A 17287-nucleotide genomic window follows, 5' to 3' on the forward strand; every position below is an offset into this window, starting at 1 on the left:
CGCGGTCCCGTCAACCCAGCACCGCGGTCCCGTCAACCCAGCACCGCGGTCCCGTCAACCCAGCACCGCGGTCCCGTCAACCCAGCACCGCGGTCCCGTCAACCCAGCACCGCGGTCCGGTCAGCCAGTACCGCCAGTTGCTCCGGCCAGCACCGCGGTCTAGTCCGACAGCTCCTCGAGCAGCCGCTTCGCTTCGGCTAACTCCGCCTGTAACTGCTGCACCTTGGACTCCTGCACCACGCGGGCCGCCTCCAGGATTCCGGCCACTACCTCGGCCACCTCCGGATGCAGCACCTTGGCCGCCTGCGCCACCGCCGAGCTGTTCACCGGCAGCCCGCGTACGGACTTCTTCTTACCGCTGACCACATCGACCGACCATTCGCCGTCCGCGGTTCCGGTAAGCGTCACCGTGACCTCGGGCGCCTTCGGCTTGGCGCGGGCGGCGGTCGCCTTGGCCGCGGGCTTCGCGGCACCCGTGGATGCGGCCGGTTTGGCCGGTTCGGCAGCGGGGGCAACGGGTTTCGGCACGACCGGGGTCGGGCTCGGCGCCGGGCTCGGTGGAGTGGCGATGCTCGTCGTCACGGTCGACGGCTGGGTCACAGTGGATTCCTTCCTGGTTGTCGACTTCGGCTGGGCAGGACTAGCGGTCGCCGCCTTATCCCGCGGCGGCTTGGTCAACGTGACTTCGGTCGGAGAAAAGGACAGTACATCCTTCGATCCGGTCGGCTTGACCCGCAGGAAGTCACTTTCTGATCGATCACCGATCTCGACCACCTTGCCGGACCGTCCCTCCGGCACGCCAACCGCGGCCGCGGTGAACCACACCATCGGCGGGCGACCGCCAGCGATGTCCGTGGCGATCTGCTGAATTTCAGTGTCCGACAACGGCTGTGGTTTCGTTCTTGGGGACGGCATGGTGAACTCCGAGCGGTATTCGTGGATGGCTGCGTGCACAGATGATGCCGCACGCCACCGACAGATACACAGGCCACCACCGAATCCGCCCAGGATGAGGCAAGACTCAAAATTTCAGCAAATGTCGAGCTATCAGCGCGGCGGGGCGCCCACTGGGATAGCTGGATCCGCTCCTACGTCGTGGGCGCCTGCAGAGCGGGGAACCAGATTTCGGCGAGGACCTCGGCGGCCCGGTCGGCGGTGACGTCGATGGTGCCCTGCATGGCCCAGCGGGTGAAGAAGCGTTCCAGTTGGGCGACAAGCAGTTCCACGCGCAACCGGGCCTCGTCCTGACGGTCGGCGGGCCAACGGGCGAGATAGGACGTCATGGCATTGGGCAGGGCGAGGATGCCCTGCCGGGCGAGTTCGCGGAACTCCGGTTCCAGTGCGGTGGCCTCATCCCAGGCGGGCAGCAGATCCTTGTATTCCTGGAACCAGGCGATAGCCCGGGTCACCCAGTCCACGAACTCCGCGCGCGAGCCGGTATCGAGCACCCGGTCCAGATCCTCGTAGAAGTGCAGCGCGGTCGGCGCGGTGCCCTGTTCGGCAATGGCCCGCAGCAACTCCTGCTTACTGGCGAAATGCAAGTAGAAGGTGGCGCGGCTGCAGCCGACGGCGGCAGTGATGTCGTCCACCCGGACCGCCGCATAGCCCCGCTCGGTGAACAGCGCTTTCGCGCCATCCAGCAATTTCGCACGGGTCTGCAACTTCTGCTCATCGCGCAGACTCAGCGGGTTCGACTTGGTCGGCATGGGGTGCGGCCACCTCGGGTCGGTCGTCGGAGAAGTCCGAGAACGCGGGCTTCGCTAGACATCATGTCATTCACTAGACACCAAGTCTAGCCAGTGCTACTTTGTTGCCTACGTCACTCCACGGTCGCAGGCGGCTGGCGGATGGTTCGGGCACCGCATCCGGTGCCGCCGATAGGTGACGGCAATCCTTCAGACGAGGACCAGTGAATTGACTCAACGCAATCTGCCCCGGGTATGCGTCATCGGCGCGGGCCCCTCCGGTATCACCGCCGCAAAACGCCTGCAGGACTTCGATATTCCCTTCGATGTCTTCGAGGCCAGTGATGAAGTCGGCGGCAATTGGTACTTCAAGAATCCCAATGGCATGTCGGCCTGCTACCAGTCGCTGCATATCGACACCAGCAAGTTCCGCCTGGCGTTCGAGGATTACCCGGCGCCGGAGGAATGGCCGGATTTCCCGCACCATTCGCAGCTGTTCCAGTACTTCCGCGATTACGTCGACCATTTCGGCCTCCGCGACAAGATCCTCTTCGATACCAAGGTCACCGCGGCCGAACGGCAGGACGACGGCCGCTGGCTGGTCACCGCGAGCGACGGCCGCACCCGCGGCTACGACGCGCTGATCGTCTGCAACGGCCACCACTGGGATCCGCGCACGCCCGAATATCCCGGCGAATTCGACGGCGTGCTGATACACAGCCATGCCTACAACGATCCGTTCGACCCGGTCGATATGCGCGGCAAGAAGGTTGTAGTGGTCGGCATGGGCAACTCCGGGCTGGATATCGCCTCGGAGCTCTCGCAGCGCTTCATCGCCGAGAAGCTGACCGTCTCGGCCCGGCGCGGGGTGTGGGTACTGCCGAAATATGTGCACGGCGCGGTCGGTGACAAACAGAGTGTGCCGCCGTGGATTCCGCGCAAGGTCAGCATGAAGCTCAAACAGCGCTTCGTGCGCAAGTTCCGCGGCGATATGGAGTTCTACGGACTGCCGAAGCCGGATCACAAGCCGTTCGAGGCGCATCCTTCGGCCAGTGAGGAGTTCCTGCATCGCGCCGGATGCGGCGATATCGCCTTCAAACCGGCCATTACCGCGCTGGAGGGTCCGCGGGTGCGCTTCGCCGACGGCAGCACCGAGGAGGTGGATGTGATCGTCTGTGCCACCGGCTATCACATCAGCTTCCCGTTCTTCTCGGATCCGAAGCTGGTGCCCGACGAGCAGAATCGCATTCCGCTGTTCAAGCAGATGATGAAGCCGGGTGTGGACAATCTGTTCTATCTCGGCCTGGCTCAACCACTGCCGACCCTGGTTAATTTCGCCGAACAGCAGTCCAAGTTGGTCGCGGCATATCTGACCGGCAAGTACCTGCCGCCATCGGAAGCGGAGATGAACGCGGAGATCACCGCGGCCGAGGAGCGCCGCAGCGGGCGGTATTACAACTCGCCCCGGCACACGATCCAGATCGAATTCGAGCCCTACGTGCGCGATATGAACCGCGAACTGGCCAGGGGCGCAAAGCGCGCCGCCGCCGCTGGCCATGCGCTGCCGGTGCCCGCCCGCGCGCTCGAGAATGCGTGAGGGGGCGCTCAGCATGACGACGTCAGGATTCTGCACTGACGAATTCCAGGGTGTGCGAACGGAATTGGCGAACCAGGTCGCCTCGGGCGAGGAGCTCGGCGCGGCGATCTGTGTGCTGGTGGACGGCGAACCGGTCGTCGATATCTGGGGCGGACACCGCGATCTCGAACGCACCGTGCCATGGACCGAGGACACCTTGGTCAATGTCTTCTCCATCAGCAAGACCATGACCGCGCTGTCCGCGCTGCTGCTGGTCGACCGCGGTGAGCTGGATGTGCAGCAAAAGGTCGCGCACTACTGGCCGGAATTCGCCGCGAACGGCAAGGCCGATATCGAGATCCGCCATCTGCTCGGGCACACCTCCGGTGTCTCCGGCTGGGAACGGCCGATCGAACTGGCCGATATCTACGACACCGAAGCGGCCAGCGCCCGGCTCGCGGCGCAACCGCCCTGGTGGGAACCGGGCACCGCATCCGGATATCACGCGTTGAACTACGGACATCTGGTCGGCGAGGTGATCCGCCGCATCACCGGCCGCACGCTCGGGCAGATCTTCGCCGAGGAACTGGCGGGACCGCTGGACGCCGACTTCCATATCGGCACCGGCCCCGAGCATCACGACCGGATCGCGCCACTGGTCCCACCGCCGCTGCTGGAATTCGATATGGCGGCGCTCGATCAGGAAAGCATCCTGGTCAAGACGCTCACCAGCCCGTTGCTCGATATTTCGGAGGCCAATAGCGCCGCGTGGCGCACGGCCGAGATCGGCGCGGTGAACGGACACGGCAATGCCCGTTCGGTGGCCCGCGTGCAATCGCTGGTGTCCTGCGGTGGCGAACTGAACGGACGCAGGTTCTTGTCGGAGAAAACCATCGACCTGATCTTCGAACAGCAATCCGACGGTGCGGATCTGGCGCTGCTGCTGCCGCTGCGCTTCGGACTCGGGTACGGACTCCCCCAGCCGCAGACCGCACCGGAGGTTCCCGGCGGCCGGGTCTGCTGGTGGGCCGGATTCGGCGGCGCCATCGTGGTCAACGACCTCGAGCACCGGGTCACCTTCGCCTACACCATGAACAAGATGGCACCGGGACTCATCGGCTCCGATCGCGCGAATGCCTATCTGCGCGAGGTGTTTTCGGTGGTGCGGTCATGATGCGGGCATTGCAGCTCACCGATCCGGGCGTGCTGGAGCTGCGCGAGGTGGCGGTGCCCGAGATCGGGCCGACGGATCTGCTGCTACGCGTCGGCGCGGCCGGAATCTGCCATTCGGATCTGCACGTGCTGCATATCCCGTTCAAGATGCGCGAGGAACCGCTGACGCTCGGGCATGAGGTCGCGGGCACCATCGAGGCGGTCGGCAGCGATGTCCAGGGGCGGGTGGCCGGTGACCGGGGCATCGTCTATCTGTGCTGGTCCTGCGGTGTGTGCCGAGAGTGTGTGAGCGGCAATGAGAATGTCTGTCTGGCCGCCGGTCGGACCGCCATGCCGCCATGTCCCGGACTCGGTCCCGACGGTGGTATGGCGGAGTACATCCGCATCCCCGCAAGCTCTTTCGTACCCATCGGCGACCTGGATTTCCTCCAGGCCGCACCGCTGGCCGACGCGGCTCTGTCGAGCTATCACGCCATCGAGGGCGCGCGGGCACAACTGCGACCGGGTTCGGTCGCGGTGGTCATCGGCATCGGCGGGCTCGGCCATGTCGCGGTGCAGATCCTCACCGCGACCAGCGCGGCACGGGTGATCGCGGTCGATATCAGCGAGGACAAACTCGCCCTCGCCACCCGCTGCGGCGCGGCCGAGGGGCTGCTCAGCGGCGCCGACACCGCACGCGAAATTTTGGACCGCACCGACGGTCGCGGCGCCGATGCCGTGTTCGACTTCGTCGGGGTCGACGCGACCGCGACCCTCGCCGTGGAATCGGTTGCCCCCAATGGCGCATACCGGATGATCGGACTCGGCGGCGGCGCACCGGAGATCACCGCCGGACCGGCGGGCGGACCCGGCTGGCCCTGGGGTGCGTCGGTTCGAAAGTCCTACGGCGGCACCAAATCCGATCTGATCAACTCCATTGCACTGGCCCGATCGGGCAGGCTCACCGTCGAGGTCGAACGCTTCGATCTCGCGGACGGCCGCGAAGCCCTCGACCAGCTCGAACGCGGACTCATCACCGGCCGCGCAGTGCTGGTGCCCTAATTGACCCAAGAGGAAGTGCCGTTTATGACAAAGCCTTTCGATCCACAGGCAATGGCCGCCCAGGCCGTGGCACGGCTGACCGGGCCGGGTGGTCAGTTCGAGATGACGGTCGAGGATGTCCTCGGCGCACCGATTCCGGTGATCAAGGACCGAGTGCGCGCGCTGGGCGATGTCCTCGCGAATTCGGTGGCGCTGGGCGATCGCGATTACCTGGTGACCGAGGACCGGCGGATGTCCTATGCCGAACATGCGGCCGCGGTATATGCGCTGGCTCGGGCGTTGCGGGAACGCTACGGCGTCGGAAAGGGAGACCGGATCGGCATTCTCGCGGCCAATACGCCCGAATGGGTGGTGGCATTCTGGGCCGCGCAGGCGCTCGGCGCGATCGCGGTCGGCTACAACGCCTGGTGGATGCCGCGCGAAATCGCCTACGGCGTCGAACACACCGGTCCCGCCGTGCTGATCGTCGATGCGAAACGCGCGGCACAGGTGGCGCAGCTCGATACTCAGGTGCCCGTGCTCACCATGGAGCACGATCTGCCCGCGCTGATCGCCGAATTCGGCGACGGCGAGGTGCCGCACGCGGCGGTGGACGAGGACGATCCCGCGGTCATCCTCTACACCAGCGGCACCAGCGGCCGCCCCAAGGGCGCGGTGCACACCCATCGAAACCTGGTGGCGGTCATCGACTATCACCGGTTCAACGACGCACTCGCCGCCGCCTTCCAGGGCGGTGTCGACGACGGTGGCCCGAAGGGACGTCGCTTCCTGCTCACCTCCCCGCTGTTCCACATCGCCAGCCTGCACAATCTGGTGCTGCCGCGCATGGCGACCGGCGATACCGCCGTCATCTACCAGGGCGCATTCGATGCCGAACGGATACTGCGGCTGATCGCGCGGGAGCGGATCTCCAACTGGGGCGCCATGCCGACCATGGCGAGTCGACTGCTCGAGGTCGATATGTCGAAGTACGACCTGTCATCGCTGGCCGCCTTCTCGCTCAACTCCGCGCCGTCCTCGGCCGCGCTGCAACAGCAACTGCGCGACCAACTTCCGGTCGCCAAGACCGCACTGGTGACCAGCTATGGCATGACCGAATGCAGTACCGCGGCGACCATCGCAGCACCGGCCGAACTCGCCGCCTTCCCGGATACCGTGGGCCGCCCGGTAATCGGCGTCGAGTTGCAGATCCGTGATGAGCTCGGGGAGCCGGTCGTCGAGGGGGCGGAAGGCGAGATCTGCGTGCGCAGCCCGTATGTCATGCTCGGCTACTGGGCCGACGATGCCGCGACCGCCGCCGCCATCACCGCCGACCGCTGGCTGCGCACCGGCGATATCGGCGTACTCGAACAGGGCCGACTCCGGCTGTCCGGGAGGCGCTCGGATCTCATCCTGCGCGGGGGCGAGAACGTCTATCCGACCGAGGTCGAGCAGTGCCTGGACGAACATCCCGCGGTCCGCGAATGCGCCGTCGTCGGCCTGCCCGATGACGATCTGGGGCAACAGGTCGCGGCGCTCGTTGTCGTCGAGAGTCTTTCCACCACAAACGAACAGGAGCTCGTCGAGTTCGCGAAGCAGCGCATCGCCTACTACAAGGTCCCCGCGCGCTGGCGGCTCACCACCACACCGTTGACCCGCAATGCGACCGGCAAGGTCGTGCGCGCCGGAATCGCCGAAGCCCTGTCTGCCGACTCGGCCTCGGATCAGCACTGAGATATGAGAAGTCATGTACGACACCATCATTAGCGGCGGACGCTGGTTCGACGGCGCCGCCTCCCCATCGGCCATCCGCCACCTCGGCATTCGCGATGGCGTTATCGCCGTGGTCTCGGCCGAACCGCTCGATGAGACCGACTGCCCGAATGTCATCGATGCCGCCGGGAAGTGGGTGATTCCCGGCATGATCGACATCCACACCCACTACGACGTCGAGGTGCTGCAGAGTCCGGCACTCGCCGAATCCATCCGGCACGGCATCACCACCGTACTGCTCGGGTCGTGCTCGCTGTCCACGGTGCATGTCGGCGCATCCGACGCCGGTGATCTCTTCGGGCGGGTCGAGGCCATCCCGCGCAAACATGTGGTCGCGGCGATGACCGAAACCAAATCCTGGACATCGGCGCGCGAATATGTGGCGGCATTGGAGGCACTGCCGCTCGGTCCGAATCTCGCCGCATTCATCGGACATTCCGATATCCGGGCCGCCGAGATGGGACTGGATCGCGCCACCCGCAAGGAGGTCCGCCCCACCGAGGCCGAATTGGCGGCCATGGCCGCGAAACTCGATGAGGCGCTGGACGCGGGCTTCGTCGGCATGTCCTCCCAGCAGCTGTTGTTCGACAAACTCGACGGTGAGGTGTGCCGCTCGCGCACCCTGCCATCGACCTATGCGACCACGCGGGAACGCCGCAGACTCAATGCCATCCTGCGCCGCCGCGGCCGGGCGCTGCAGGGCGGTCCGGATGTGGCGCGGCCGCAGAGTCTGGTCGCGATGGCGGCGAGCAGCCTCGGCATCTTCCGCAAGCCGCTCAAGGTCAGCCTGCTCTCGGCGGCCGATATCAAGGCCATTCCCGCTGTCGCCCAGATGTTTCCGCTGATCGCCCGGGTACTCAACCGGCTGGGCGGCGACTTCCGCTGGCAACATCTGCCGGTGCCGTTCGAGGTGTACTCCGACGGTATCGATCTGCCGGTCTTCGAGGAGTTCGGTTCGGGTGCGGCGGCCCTGCACCTGTCCAACCAACTGGAACAGCGCAGGGAACTGCTGCGCGACGAGGGCTATCGACGCCGGTTCCGCAAGGACTACGACAAGAAGTTCGGGCCGCGGGTCTGGCATCGCGACTTCTTCGATGCCGAAATCGTGGCGTGTCCGGATCAATCGGTACTCGGCAAGACCTTCGGTCAGGTCGGCCTCGATCGCGGCGGACTGCATCCGGTCGACGCGTTCCTGGATCTGGTCGTCGAATACGGCGGCAAAGTGCGTTGGCGGACAACCATTTCCAATCACCGGCCGCAGGTGCTGGACAAGTTCGCGGCCGATCCCGGTGTGCAGCTGGGCTTTTCCGATGCCGGTGCGCACCTGCGCAATATGGCCTTCTACAACTTCGGGCTGCGGTTCCTGCGCCGGGTGCACGACGCCGAGCGCGCGGGCCGACCGTTCCTCTCCCTGGAGCGGGCCGTGCACCGGATCACCGGCGAACTCGCCGACTGGTACGGCATCGACGCGGGCCATCTGCGCCCAGGTGACCGCGCCGACCTGGTCGTCATCGATCCAGCGCATCTCGACGAGACCGTCGAGGCCTACGCCGAACATCCGGTCGAGGTATTCGACAATCTCCCCCGCATGGTCAACCGCAATGATGCGACCGTGACCGCAGTACTGGTCGGCGGGAAATACGTCTTCGGCAATGGCGCGGCAGCGCCGGTCCTGGGCACCGAACGCACGGGCCGATTCCTCCGGGCGGGCACGACGAAGAGCTGACCAGCCGTACCGATCGGCGATTCACTGATCGCCGAGGCCTTCTCCGCCGACGTGGTGTCGGATCAGCACTGGGTAAAACTCCCTAAAGGTCACACCTTGGCCGGTAGCAGCAATCGCCAGAGAGGAATACACGGTGAACGGGCGCTACAGCTTCGTAAGCCCCTGCCCCTTCTTGACCATCTCACCAATTTCAGTCGCCCAACGGACCGCCTCGGGAATCGTCGGGATCATCGGTCCGAAAGAATCCAGCTGGTCCTTCGGAACCCACACGTAATCCGAGTACTCCTCGTTTAGCTCGATCTCGCCGCCTGCATACTCCGCATAGAAGTGCGGCAGGATCATACTGTTGCCGTCCTTCTTCTTGAAAAGAACATTGTACGAGAGGTCTTCGGCGATCAGGATCGTCGCAGCCTGGCCGATTTCCTCTTCCTTCTCGCGGCGGATAGCATCGAGGATAGTACTGTCGGTTGTTTCCATTTTCCCGCCGATGAAGGAATAGACGCCGTCATAGTCAGCCTCACCCTTGCGGCGCGCAAGAAGAATACTATCCGTTGCCGGGTCGATCACTATGAGCTTTTGGCAATACTGGAAATGAGTGGTGTCGCTCATATTGCTCCTCATCGTGTTAGTTGACGCAATTTCCTGGGCTGCGCCTTGCGTGTGCCGTCGACGTAGACGGTCACGCCACTCATATTCGCCCCGTAGCCCGCGCAGTATACTGCACGCACGTCGTCTGCCGTCGAACCGAGTGGTAGGTTGATCGTCTTCGAGACGGCCTCATCGGTGTACCGCTGCAATGCAGACGCCATACCAATATGTCCGGCAGGGCTTATGTCAGACGCGGATGCCAGAATCTCTCTGACCGGTTGCGAATGGGTGGCAGAGTCCGAATAGATAGACTCACCATAGTTTGCTCGTACGACTCGCTCCAAAGCAGCAAGCACCTCTTCATTTGCCGCGAAGATATCGAAATGAGGCTCAATACCCGTAGAGGCGTCGATAATCAAGGCGCTCCGGCCGGTTGGCGGAAGCGCGATCGTCGACACGTTGCGCAGCATGCCGGTCACCGCAATATGCCTGGACAGTTTGCACCACTCGTCGGCTGTCACCGTGCCAGAGGTCAGGTGCCCATAAAGCCTCTCGATATGCCCCGGCGTCTCCCGGTGACAGTTTCCAATCACAGTGGTACGCATCGCGCCGAATGGCCCACGCTCCTCGGCAAGACGCACCGAGGCTTCTTTCGACGCGAAGTTGACGAAGGACAGCATATCCTCCATCAAGGTTCGGGCCGTATCAGAATCATAGGGAAGACCTGTGGCGCTGAATGCATCCGCGATGCCGCAGAGGCCAACACCGATCTTGCGTTTCTGCCGTGAGACATGCTGCGCCCGCGTCCCGTCGAGGTTCTTTTGGCTGATCTGGATACTGTTATCCAGGGCGCGCGTCATCAGCCGCGTTGTTTGCGCAAGCCTCGTGAAGTCGATAATCACCCGCCCCGCGGTGTCAGTGGCGACGAACTTCCGGACGTTGATGTAGCCGAATTGGCAGGTCTCGCCAGCAATCAGTCCAACCTCGGCGCACGGGGCCGTCGTCGTGTATGCGCCCATTGCGGGAATAGGGTTGCGTGCGTTCATTCGATCGAGGAATACAAGGCCGGGGTCGGCGCAGATGGTTGCAGCGCTACAAATTTCGTCAAAGAGGTGACGGGGATCAACCTGCCGCTCGTCGTCTAGTTCAATGCCGCACCCTGCCTCGACTGCCTCCATAAATGCACCGTCAATGTTGACGGAAGTATTGAACTTCCAATCGGCTCCGTCCGACGAAGCGTCCACCTTGGCGTTGATGAACTCATAAATCTTTGGATGCCGGACGCTCAGGACCGCCATGTTTCCCACCGGCCGATCTTCTCGCCCATTGTGGGCACTTTCAAAGGCGACCTGGTTAAGAAACTGGAGCGTAGCGACCGGATCGTCAGTCTCATCGAGATTGAAGCCGGTACCCATGCCTTGTTCGTGCAGCTTGATGATCTCTTCTCTGAGTCGCCTTGAACTGACTGGATCAAAATCGACTGTCGGCACGGTGCACGCTGTCAGAGGCCTATCTATGTAACGGCCCGCGTTAGTCATGACAGGCGTACTCATCACAATTTCTTTGCTACAGAGCGCCGTTCCAAATGCCTCGGCAAACTGTGCTCCCGACTTCTGGCCCGAGAACTCAACCTCCTGGCAAGCCAAAGCCTTGGTGACGCGCTGCACCATCGCTGCGGGTGTCTCATCGGCAGCAATTATTCTGCCGGTTCGCAGGACATGTTCAGCCCGAGTTGACGGCACAAAGTGAGACATAGACGGCCCTTTTCGATTGTATGAGCTATTTTTGAGGTCTACGAAGCCGGACGGCAGCAGCCCAGACGGTGTAACCAGGCCGTCCAGGTAATGTGCTGGATTATCGGTAATTCACTCGTGGGGAACGCCGGTCGGAACATCCCCATGCCAGCGCTGAAGCCTTGCTGCGCTTGCGGCGAATTCTTCGATGCTGGCGACCACTCGGGCTTCGGTAAGGTCGATGCCGAAAGTGTCAGGAGTGGCGCCGGTGAGAGCAGTGATCATTGTCTTCGCTGTCGGCACGATGGCCTTCTTGTCATCGACCGGCGTCCAGCGATCAAACGCCGGCACATGGACCAGCCACCGGCTGCCGCAGCAGTGCACCTTGACCAAGTACTGGCGCAACGCGATTCACTCCCCTCGCTCCCGTAGTAGGGCAGCTCGGCACCAGGGGTAACCCACCGCAGTGTTGTCCTGAGCAGGTTTTCATCTGGTGCCGAGCGCCTGCTCATCGACGCTAGAGCGGCGAGCTTGCTGTCTGCCACGCTTTTGCTCGGATTTGCTTCGGGCATGCCTGGACCATTGACCGACCGTCCGGCGACAAGCCACGATGACGATGTTCGAGCAAATACACGCATTATGAGATCAAGGATGGTCGCCATGCGTTTACGATGCCTCGGTGTCGGTAGCCAAAACGGCACGTGCCCAACGCTTTTCGCTTCCGACATGGGGACGTATGTCATCCAGGGGTGGCGTATCGGGCCGGACGGCTCGGTGATCGAGATCCCCCATATGCTGCTGGGTTTCCTGGAGCAGGGGACCTGCCTCGGTGCCGAGCTGACGGATACCGGACGCGGAACCTTCACCCTCAGCGGCACCCCGGTGACCGATCTGGAAGCCTTGCAGCAGATGAACCTCCCCGACCATGAAACCGCCATCGAGGTGCCAATAGGAAAGGAAATCCGGCCCGTATGAAGCTGATCCAGGGCGAGGAATTCGTCGACCTCTTCCGCGCTGGTGCCTGGAAGCGGGCCTTTCACCTGGAAACCCAGGACGAGTACCTCGTCGCTGACGAGCATGAACCGTTCCGCAAGTTTCTGGCCGGAGAGCCCGACGACTACGAGTGGTGCCGTTCCTGGGATACCCTGATCAACGAGGTGACGTCAACCGGCAAGCAGGTTCATCGCGTCCGGCTGGTCAGTATTCCGCATGTGGACTACACCCGGTTCGGCCTGACGATCGCCCCGCTGAACATCCAAGCGGGCGAGGAGATCAAGTGGCTGCCGCGCCCCCTGATCGACTCCGCCGAGCTGGCCGGCGACGACTACTGGCTGTTTGATGACCGCCTAGTCGTCTTCGTCACCTTCAAAGAAGATGGTGACTTCGGCGGGTTCGCCGTCACCGAGGATCCGGTGATCGCGGCTCACTGCGTCGCCATTCGTGACAAAGTGTGGGGCCTCGGTGTCCCGCACGCTGACTACGTGGAGAGCGACTTCGCGGCTGCCAAGTGACCAGCTCCAGCGTTCGTGATGCCAGAGAGGCGTTAGGCGCCCGTCTTCGGGAACTGCGCAAAGACGCGGGCCTCTCTGGCGTCCAGCTGGCCGAGCTGACGGGGTGGCACTCCTCGAAGATATCCAAGATCGAGATCGGCAAGCAGGCACCGTCCGAGGCTGACATCCGGATCTGGTGCCGCCACTGCAAGGCCAAGCCGCAGGTGCCCGATCTGATCGCCACGCTGCGCAATGTTGAAGCGGCCTATGTCGAATGGAAACGAATCGCCGGCATACGGCGCAAGCAGCAGCAACTTCACGGACTGGAAGCCGAGACGCGGCTGACCCGCTGGTTCGAGCCGGTCATCATGCCGGGCCTGCTCCAAACCAAGGAGTACATGCGGGCGATGCTCGGCAAGGTGTCAGCCTTCTATAGCCACGATGAACCAGTCGACGAGGGTATCGCTGCCCGGATCGAACGGCAGCAGGTTCTCCGTCACGGCAACCACCGGTTCAATTTCGTTCTGGCCGAACAGGTGTTGTACACCACGGTCGGATCTGACGACATCATGATCGGCCAGCTGGATCACCTCCTGAGCGTGATGCGCCTGCCAAATGTAGTGGTAAGCGTCATCCCGACCATGTCTGACTACCAGGTGCCGACGACGAACTTCGTCATCTTCGACCGCAGGGTCGCCCACGTCGAAACGATCTCGGCTGAACTGACCATCACCCAACCGCGGGAACTGGTGCTCTATGAACAGGTATTCCAAACGCTCCTTGGGCAGGCGGTGATCGGTGAAGCCGCTCGGGTACTAATCGGTCAAGCAATGGGGCGACGGCAACCACGATCCGCTAGTGGCGGCACGTAATTCACCGCCTCAGCGCGCCGCCAACATCCCCAGGAACTCCCGTACTTCCGGCACTTTGGCATGCGGCCGGACCGCCGTGGCGACGGTGTCCAGCTTCTGATGAACCCGTGTCGACCCGATCTGACTGATCGCGTCGTAGTGGTCGGTCAACACCTGGCAGCCCTCGGCAATGTCTCCGGCCTGCACCAGGTTGCGGCCAAGCTGCACCTGCCACTCTGCTTGTTCCCGCGGCCAAGCCGCCGATCCGTCGATCGCCGCCCGGATCTGTTCCGACGCAGCCGTACGTTCGCCGAGGTACATATGCATGATCCCGGTCATACCGCTCAGCAAGGCATCTGGCAGATAGACCCATTCCGGATCGAACCCGCGAGTGGATTCATACGCCCGGTAGGCCCGGCTGAGTGCATCCGTCACGGCCGATTTGTTGCCGCTCGGATCTTGCATCCCCAGCGCATCTGCTTCACGAATCGCCATGAGCGAACGCAGCTTTGGGCCACCGTGACTCATCGCAGCCCGCGAAGCTGTTTGGGCATATTGCACCGCTTGCCGTGTGCCTGCCGGGGTGCCGCCATTCCATTCGGTCAGCAAGGAACTCGCGTTGCCCAGGGCATGCGCCACCGCGATGCCATCACCGGCCGCGGTGGCGGCTTGAGCGGCATCGGCATAGAAGCGACGCGCATCGTCCAGTCGTCCAGCGTCGTAGTGGACCCAACCTGCGGCGGTCATCATCTCAGCCGTGGCAGTGGTCAAGGCTCGGCCCACTTCGTCGGTGTAGGTGCCGTTGTCCAGCAGTTGCCCGACGTAGCGCACTTCATTGGCTGCTACCCGGCACAGCCGGTCGCCGCCTACGAGCAGGTCCAGTTCGTGAATCTGGTTCACTGTCGCGTTGATCTCGGCGACGTCGCTGGCACCGATGCGGACGCTGCCCGCTGCTGACGGGGTGCTCGCCCCTGCCTGCTGAGCCGCTGCCGAACTGATTGCCGCGCCAGCACCGATGGCACCAGTTCGTAGGAAATTGCGACGGTTCACATCCGCCTCCTCGTCAGACTCCACTACCAGTATGGCAAGTGGAACGTGGAGCGCCTTGGCTACTCGGCGTAGTATCCGCACGTCGTGCACTGCGGCACCGCCATGTTCAAGCTGAGAAATGGCGGGCTGGGTATAGCCGAGAATGGCTCCCAGTTCGGCTTGGGTCATGCCGAGCGACTTGCGGATACGGCGGATGACCTCGCCCGTTTTCATGTGCATCCCGCTGTCTCCGCTCTCTCATGAACGTGCATCTGCAAGAACGATTCGGATATCCGGACCCCTTGCCCGGCAACGCTTTTCACCCCCGAAAGCACCTTATACGGTCTCAGTTATTTTTCAGAAGGTTCGGCTATTTGTGCCGGTCAACGACCCAAACGGCGGCTTACGGTCGGGACCGGTACCCGGTACCGGGGTGACGCCTTTACCCCTCGGAAGGCGTACCGGCCCCTGGACGGCCTGGGGTTTGGTAGCAAACGCCCCCGGTACCGGGTACCACCGCCTCGGCCTCACCGGTCGAGAAGCCCCGAACCGGAAGAGATCCGCTATGCATTCGCTCGCCATCCACCAGCTGAACGTGCTCATCGAACAGGAAGATCACCAGGCGCCGACAGAACCGTTCAGCTCCGGTCAAGCCCACCAGATCATGCGATTCCACGTCGCCTGCTGGGCGAGGCGCTGCCCGAGAAAAGCTGCCGCACTCCAGGTTCTCGTCGAAGCCGGCCGCACCGTTCCCTCCAACACCAAACCGCGGTGATCCCTCCTTCGCCTACCGAGCAACCAACCCGAAGGGACACCGCCATGACTCAGCACGGCTCAGGCCGCGATGCTGATGGTACTGGGGCTGGGCCAATCCTTGAACCATCGAGGTACGGGAGGTCGACTGATGCCGAAACATGAACTTCCACAGCGAATCCCGATCATCGGACCACCAGCCCCGTACACGGGCGCAACCATCGATGTGGTTGAACTCTTCGCCGACGCGCTACGCGAATGGAGCACCACCGAGCCACCCGGCACCGACCACCACGACCAGAGGGTCTAAAACTCATGGAGTACACAGCATTTGGGGACACACCCGCATCACGCTGCGTCTACTACCGGCAAGTGTGCGATCTGCCCGCGACCATCGACCCACCACATTTGGGCCGGATCATTATGCGCGCCGACTTCATTTGGGCGCTGATGATGCCCTTCCCGCTCGGACAAGCGGTGAAGGCACACATGCAACGCGAAGACCGCGATATCGGTCCGATCCTGTCCCATCCTCGATCATCTCGCTGGAGCTACCTCGTGCGGCCCGACTTGCCCGATGACGACTATCTTTTCGCGAAAATGTTCCGGCTCAACGTCTCGGTGGTCCGTACCGGCGGCACCATCGCGTTGCCGAGCCCCGCAGATCAACACGTGGAGTTCCGATGCTGGATCGAATCACCACGCTGCACGTTCCGCCCCTCCGGGCTCGTCGTAGTCGACGCCATCCGCGCTTGCGCCGGTTCGGGCCGGTCTCCAATGGTGACACGGGCGTGATTTCCGATGTCCAGCCCCAGCGGCGCGAAATCACCCCATCCGTGCGGGCATTGCTCGCGGAATTCCACGCCGACACCCAAGACAAGCTCGGCTTCGCTCCGATAGATAGCGCGCCGATCTACCAGGGCACAGACGGCTCGTTGCGCCGGGTCACCGACGGCTGGATATCCGACTCGGACACCGACCTCGACAAAGCCGACGCAATCACCATCACACCGACCAGCGTCTACGACATCGAGGAACAATGAACCCGCAAACCCCACAGCACCAAGACATTTCGCCGCGACCGCACGAACCGGACGTACACCTCAGCGTATTCGTCCACGGCGTACGAACGGACTTCGCCGCATGCCTGACCGCCGCACTGATCTTCGTTGCCGAACATCGGGCACGCCACATTAGGTTGCGTCTGTTACCAGGGGGAACTCGCGGCCCCGCATTACGCCGGACAGTCTGCGCCGCAGTCGATCTCTGTGCGCAAATCGCCAGAATCGGCGATTGTCGACTGTCGCAGCTAGGGCAAGGCATCTTGCGTGATAGGTCGGGTGCAACCCACAATCTTGCTATGGGACCCATACTGCAGCAGTTGATTACGCTCGCTGGGGTCCTGTTGGGCGCGGGCGCTACGTTCGCGGCTACGACCTACGTTGAGCGATCCAGGTGGCGACGAACTATCGACACGCGCTGGGACGACAAGCGCCTAGTCGCGTACAGCGAGTATGGCAACTCGGTGAAATCTAAGCTGGAGGTGCTGTTTCGCCACGCTGCGGAGAGGGGCCTGCCCAATCTGACTACGCCGGCGGACGAACCGCTTGCACCCAATGCCCTCGCCGATGCCGAGGCTGAGCGGACTGTGAAGTGGGAGCAAGTACTGCTTCTTGGCTCTCCGGAAACCATTGCTGCCGCTCGGCGCTGGCACATGGCCGCATACGATTTCGGCTTCATGGTGCTTGAGGAGACTCCGAGTCAGGAGTCGTTCCTGCACCAGTATCGGCTCCTGGGCTCCCTTCGAAATGACTTCTACACCTGTGCACGTGCTGATCTCGGAATCCGAGGTGCCGACCTTCCGAGCGAAGGTAGGAACTGGATTCCTCC

General features: G+C 63.1%; 17 protein-coding genes. 11 read left to right on the plus strand and 6 right to left on the minus strand.

All coding sequences use genetic code 11. The annotated features are described in order from the left end of the window. Nucleotides 1-159: 159 nt before the first annotated feature. Both ABZ293_RS37990 and ABZ293_RS37995 read right to left on the minus strand, forming a co-directional pair. Nucleotides 160-885, minus strand: coding sequence for a DUF6319 family protein (locus tag ABZ293_RS37990; RefSeq protein ID WP_355188874.1), 726 nt, complete (start codon nt 883-885; stop codon nt 160-162). Nucleotides 886-1088: 203 nt separating this feature from the next. Beyond that, complete coding sequence (locus tag ABZ293_RS37995) at nt 1089-1706, minus strand: helix-turn-helix domain-containing protein (protein WP_355188876.1); 618 nt, start codon at nt 1704-1706, stop codon at nt 1089-1091. Between the two features lie 208 nt (nt 1707-1914). On the opposite strand from ABZ293_RS37995, the gene ABZ293_RS38000 reads away from it, so the two are divergent. Genes ABZ293_RS38000 through ABZ293_RS38020 form a run of 5 tightly spaced genes read left to right on the plus strand, consistent with a single transcriptional unit; the run spans nt 1915 to nt 8953 of the window. Next, nucleotides 1915-3282: an NAD(P)-binding domain-containing protein gene (locus tag ABZ293_RS38000; RefSeq protein WP_355188878.1), complete on the plus strand. Its 1368-nt coding sequence runs from the start codon at nt 1915-1917 to the stop codon at nt 3280-3282. A gap of 13 nt (nt 3283-3295) precedes the next feature. Beyond that, on the plus strand, nt 3296-4435 hold the full coding sequence (locus ABZ293_RS38005; RefSeq protein ID WP_355188880.1) for a serine hydrolase domain-containing protein: 1140 nt from the start codon (nt 3296-3298) through the stop codon (nt 4433-4435). Then, nucleotides 4435-5475: an NAD(P)-dependent alcohol dehydrogenase gene (locus ABZ293_RS38010; RefSeq protein WP_355188929.1), complete on the plus strand. Its 1041-nt coding sequence runs from the start codon at nt 4435-4437 to the stop codon at nt 5473-5475. Before ABZ293_RS38005 ends, ABZ293_RS38010 begins: the two co-directional genes overlap by 1 nt. Before the next feature lie 24 nt (nt 5476-5499). After that, entirely contained in the window at nt 5500-7188 is a 1689-nt protein-coding gene (locus tag ABZ293_RS38015; protein ID WP_355188882.1) for a class I adenylate-forming enzyme family protein, read from the plus strand. 13 nt (nt 7189-7201) lie between these two features. Beyond that, on the plus strand, nt 7202-8953 hold the full coding sequence (locus tag ABZ293_RS38020) for an amidohydrolase family protein (RefSeq protein WP_355188884.1): 1752 nt from the start codon (nt 7202-7204) through the stop codon (nt 8951-8953). 144 nt (nt 8954-9097) lie between these two features. Here ABZ293_RS38020 and ABZ293_RS38025 read toward each other — a convergent pair whose 3' ends face one another. From ABZ293_RS38025 to ABZ293_RS38035, 3 genes are all read right to left on the minus strand, one after another. After that, complete coding sequence (locus ABZ293_RS38025; protein WP_355188885.1) at nt 9098-9562, minus strand: NUDIX hydrolase; 465 nt, start codon at nt 9560-9562, stop codon at nt 9098-9100. An 8-nt stretch (nt 9563-9570) separates the two neighbouring features. Next, on the minus strand, nt 9571-11295 hold the full coding sequence (locus ABZ293_RS38030) for a ribonucleotide reductase N-terminal alpha domain-containing protein (RefSeq protein WP_355188887.1): 1725 nt from the start codon (nt 11293-11295) through the stop codon (nt 9571-9573). 111 nt (nt 11296-11406) lie between these two features. After that, nucleotides 11407-11679: a hypothetical protein gene (locus tag ABZ293_RS38035; protein ID WP_355188889.1), complete on the minus strand. Its 273-nt coding sequence runs from the start codon at nt 11677-11679 to the stop codon at nt 11407-11409. 321 nt (nt 11680-12000) lie between these two features. Here ABZ293_RS38035 and ABZ293_RS38040 point away from each other — a divergent pair, with 321 nt between their 5' ends. Genes ABZ293_RS38040 through ABZ293_RS38050 form a run of 3 tightly spaced genes read left to right on the plus strand, consistent with a single transcriptional unit; the run spans nt 12001 to nt 13636 of the window. After that, entirely contained in the window at nt 12001-12249 is a 249-nt protein-coding gene (locus tag ABZ293_RS38040) for a hypothetical protein (protein WP_354957318.1), read from the plus strand. Continuing rightward, complete coding sequence (locus ABZ293_RS38045) at nt 12246-12785, plus strand: DUF6879 family protein (protein ID WP_355188891.1); 540 nt, start codon at nt 12246-12248, stop codon at nt 12783-12785. Before ABZ293_RS38040 ends, ABZ293_RS38045 begins: the two co-directional genes overlap by 4 nt. After that, on the plus strand, nt 12782-13636 hold the full coding sequence (locus ABZ293_RS38050; protein WP_355188893.1) for a helix-turn-helix transcriptional regulator: 855 nt from the start codon (nt 12782-12784) through the stop codon (nt 13634-13636). The genes ABZ293_RS38045 and ABZ293_RS38050 overlap by 4 nt, the downstream gene beginning before the upstream one ends. 9 nt (nt 13637-13645) lie before the next feature. Here ABZ293_RS38050 and ABZ293_RS38055 read toward each other — a convergent pair whose 3' ends face one another. After that, nucleotides 13646-14878 carry a helix-turn-helix transcriptional regulator gene (locus tag ABZ293_RS38055; protein WP_355188895.1) on the minus strand — a complete coding sequence of 411 codons (1233 nt, stop codon included), beginning with the start codon at nt 14876-14878 and terminating at the stop codon, nt 13646-13648. Between the two features lie 331 nt (nt 14879-15209). Between ABZ293_RS38055 and ABZ293_RS38060 the strand changes: the two genes are divergently transcribed. The 3 genes from ABZ293_RS38060 (at nt 15210) to ABZ293_RS38070 (ending at nt 16440) form a co-directional block, all read left to right on the plus strand. Continuing rightward, on the plus strand, nt 15210-15419 hold the full coding sequence (locus ABZ293_RS38060; protein WP_355188897.1) for a hypothetical protein: 210 nt from the start codon (nt 15210-15212) through the stop codon (nt 15417-15419). 293 nt (nt 15420-15712) lie between these two features. Further along, nucleotides 15713-16192: a DNA-directed RNA polymerase subunit beta gene (locus tag ABZ293_RS38065; RefSeq protein ID WP_355188899.1), complete on the plus strand. Its 480-nt coding sequence runs from the start codon at nt 15713-15715 to the stop codon at nt 16190-16192. Then, complete coding sequence (locus ABZ293_RS38070) at nt 16189-16440, plus strand: hypothetical protein (RefSeq protein ID WP_355188901.1); 252 nt, start codon at nt 16189-16191, stop codon at nt 16438-16440. The genes ABZ293_RS38065 and ABZ293_RS38070 overlap by 4 nt, the downstream gene beginning before the upstream one ends. Nucleotides 16441-17287 lie beyond the last annotated feature (847 nt).

This window comes from Nocardia sp. NPDC005998 (assembly GCF_040614395.1).
Taxonomy (GTDB): Bacteria; Actinomycetota; Actinomycetes; order Mycobacteriales; family Mycobacteriaceae; genus Nocardia.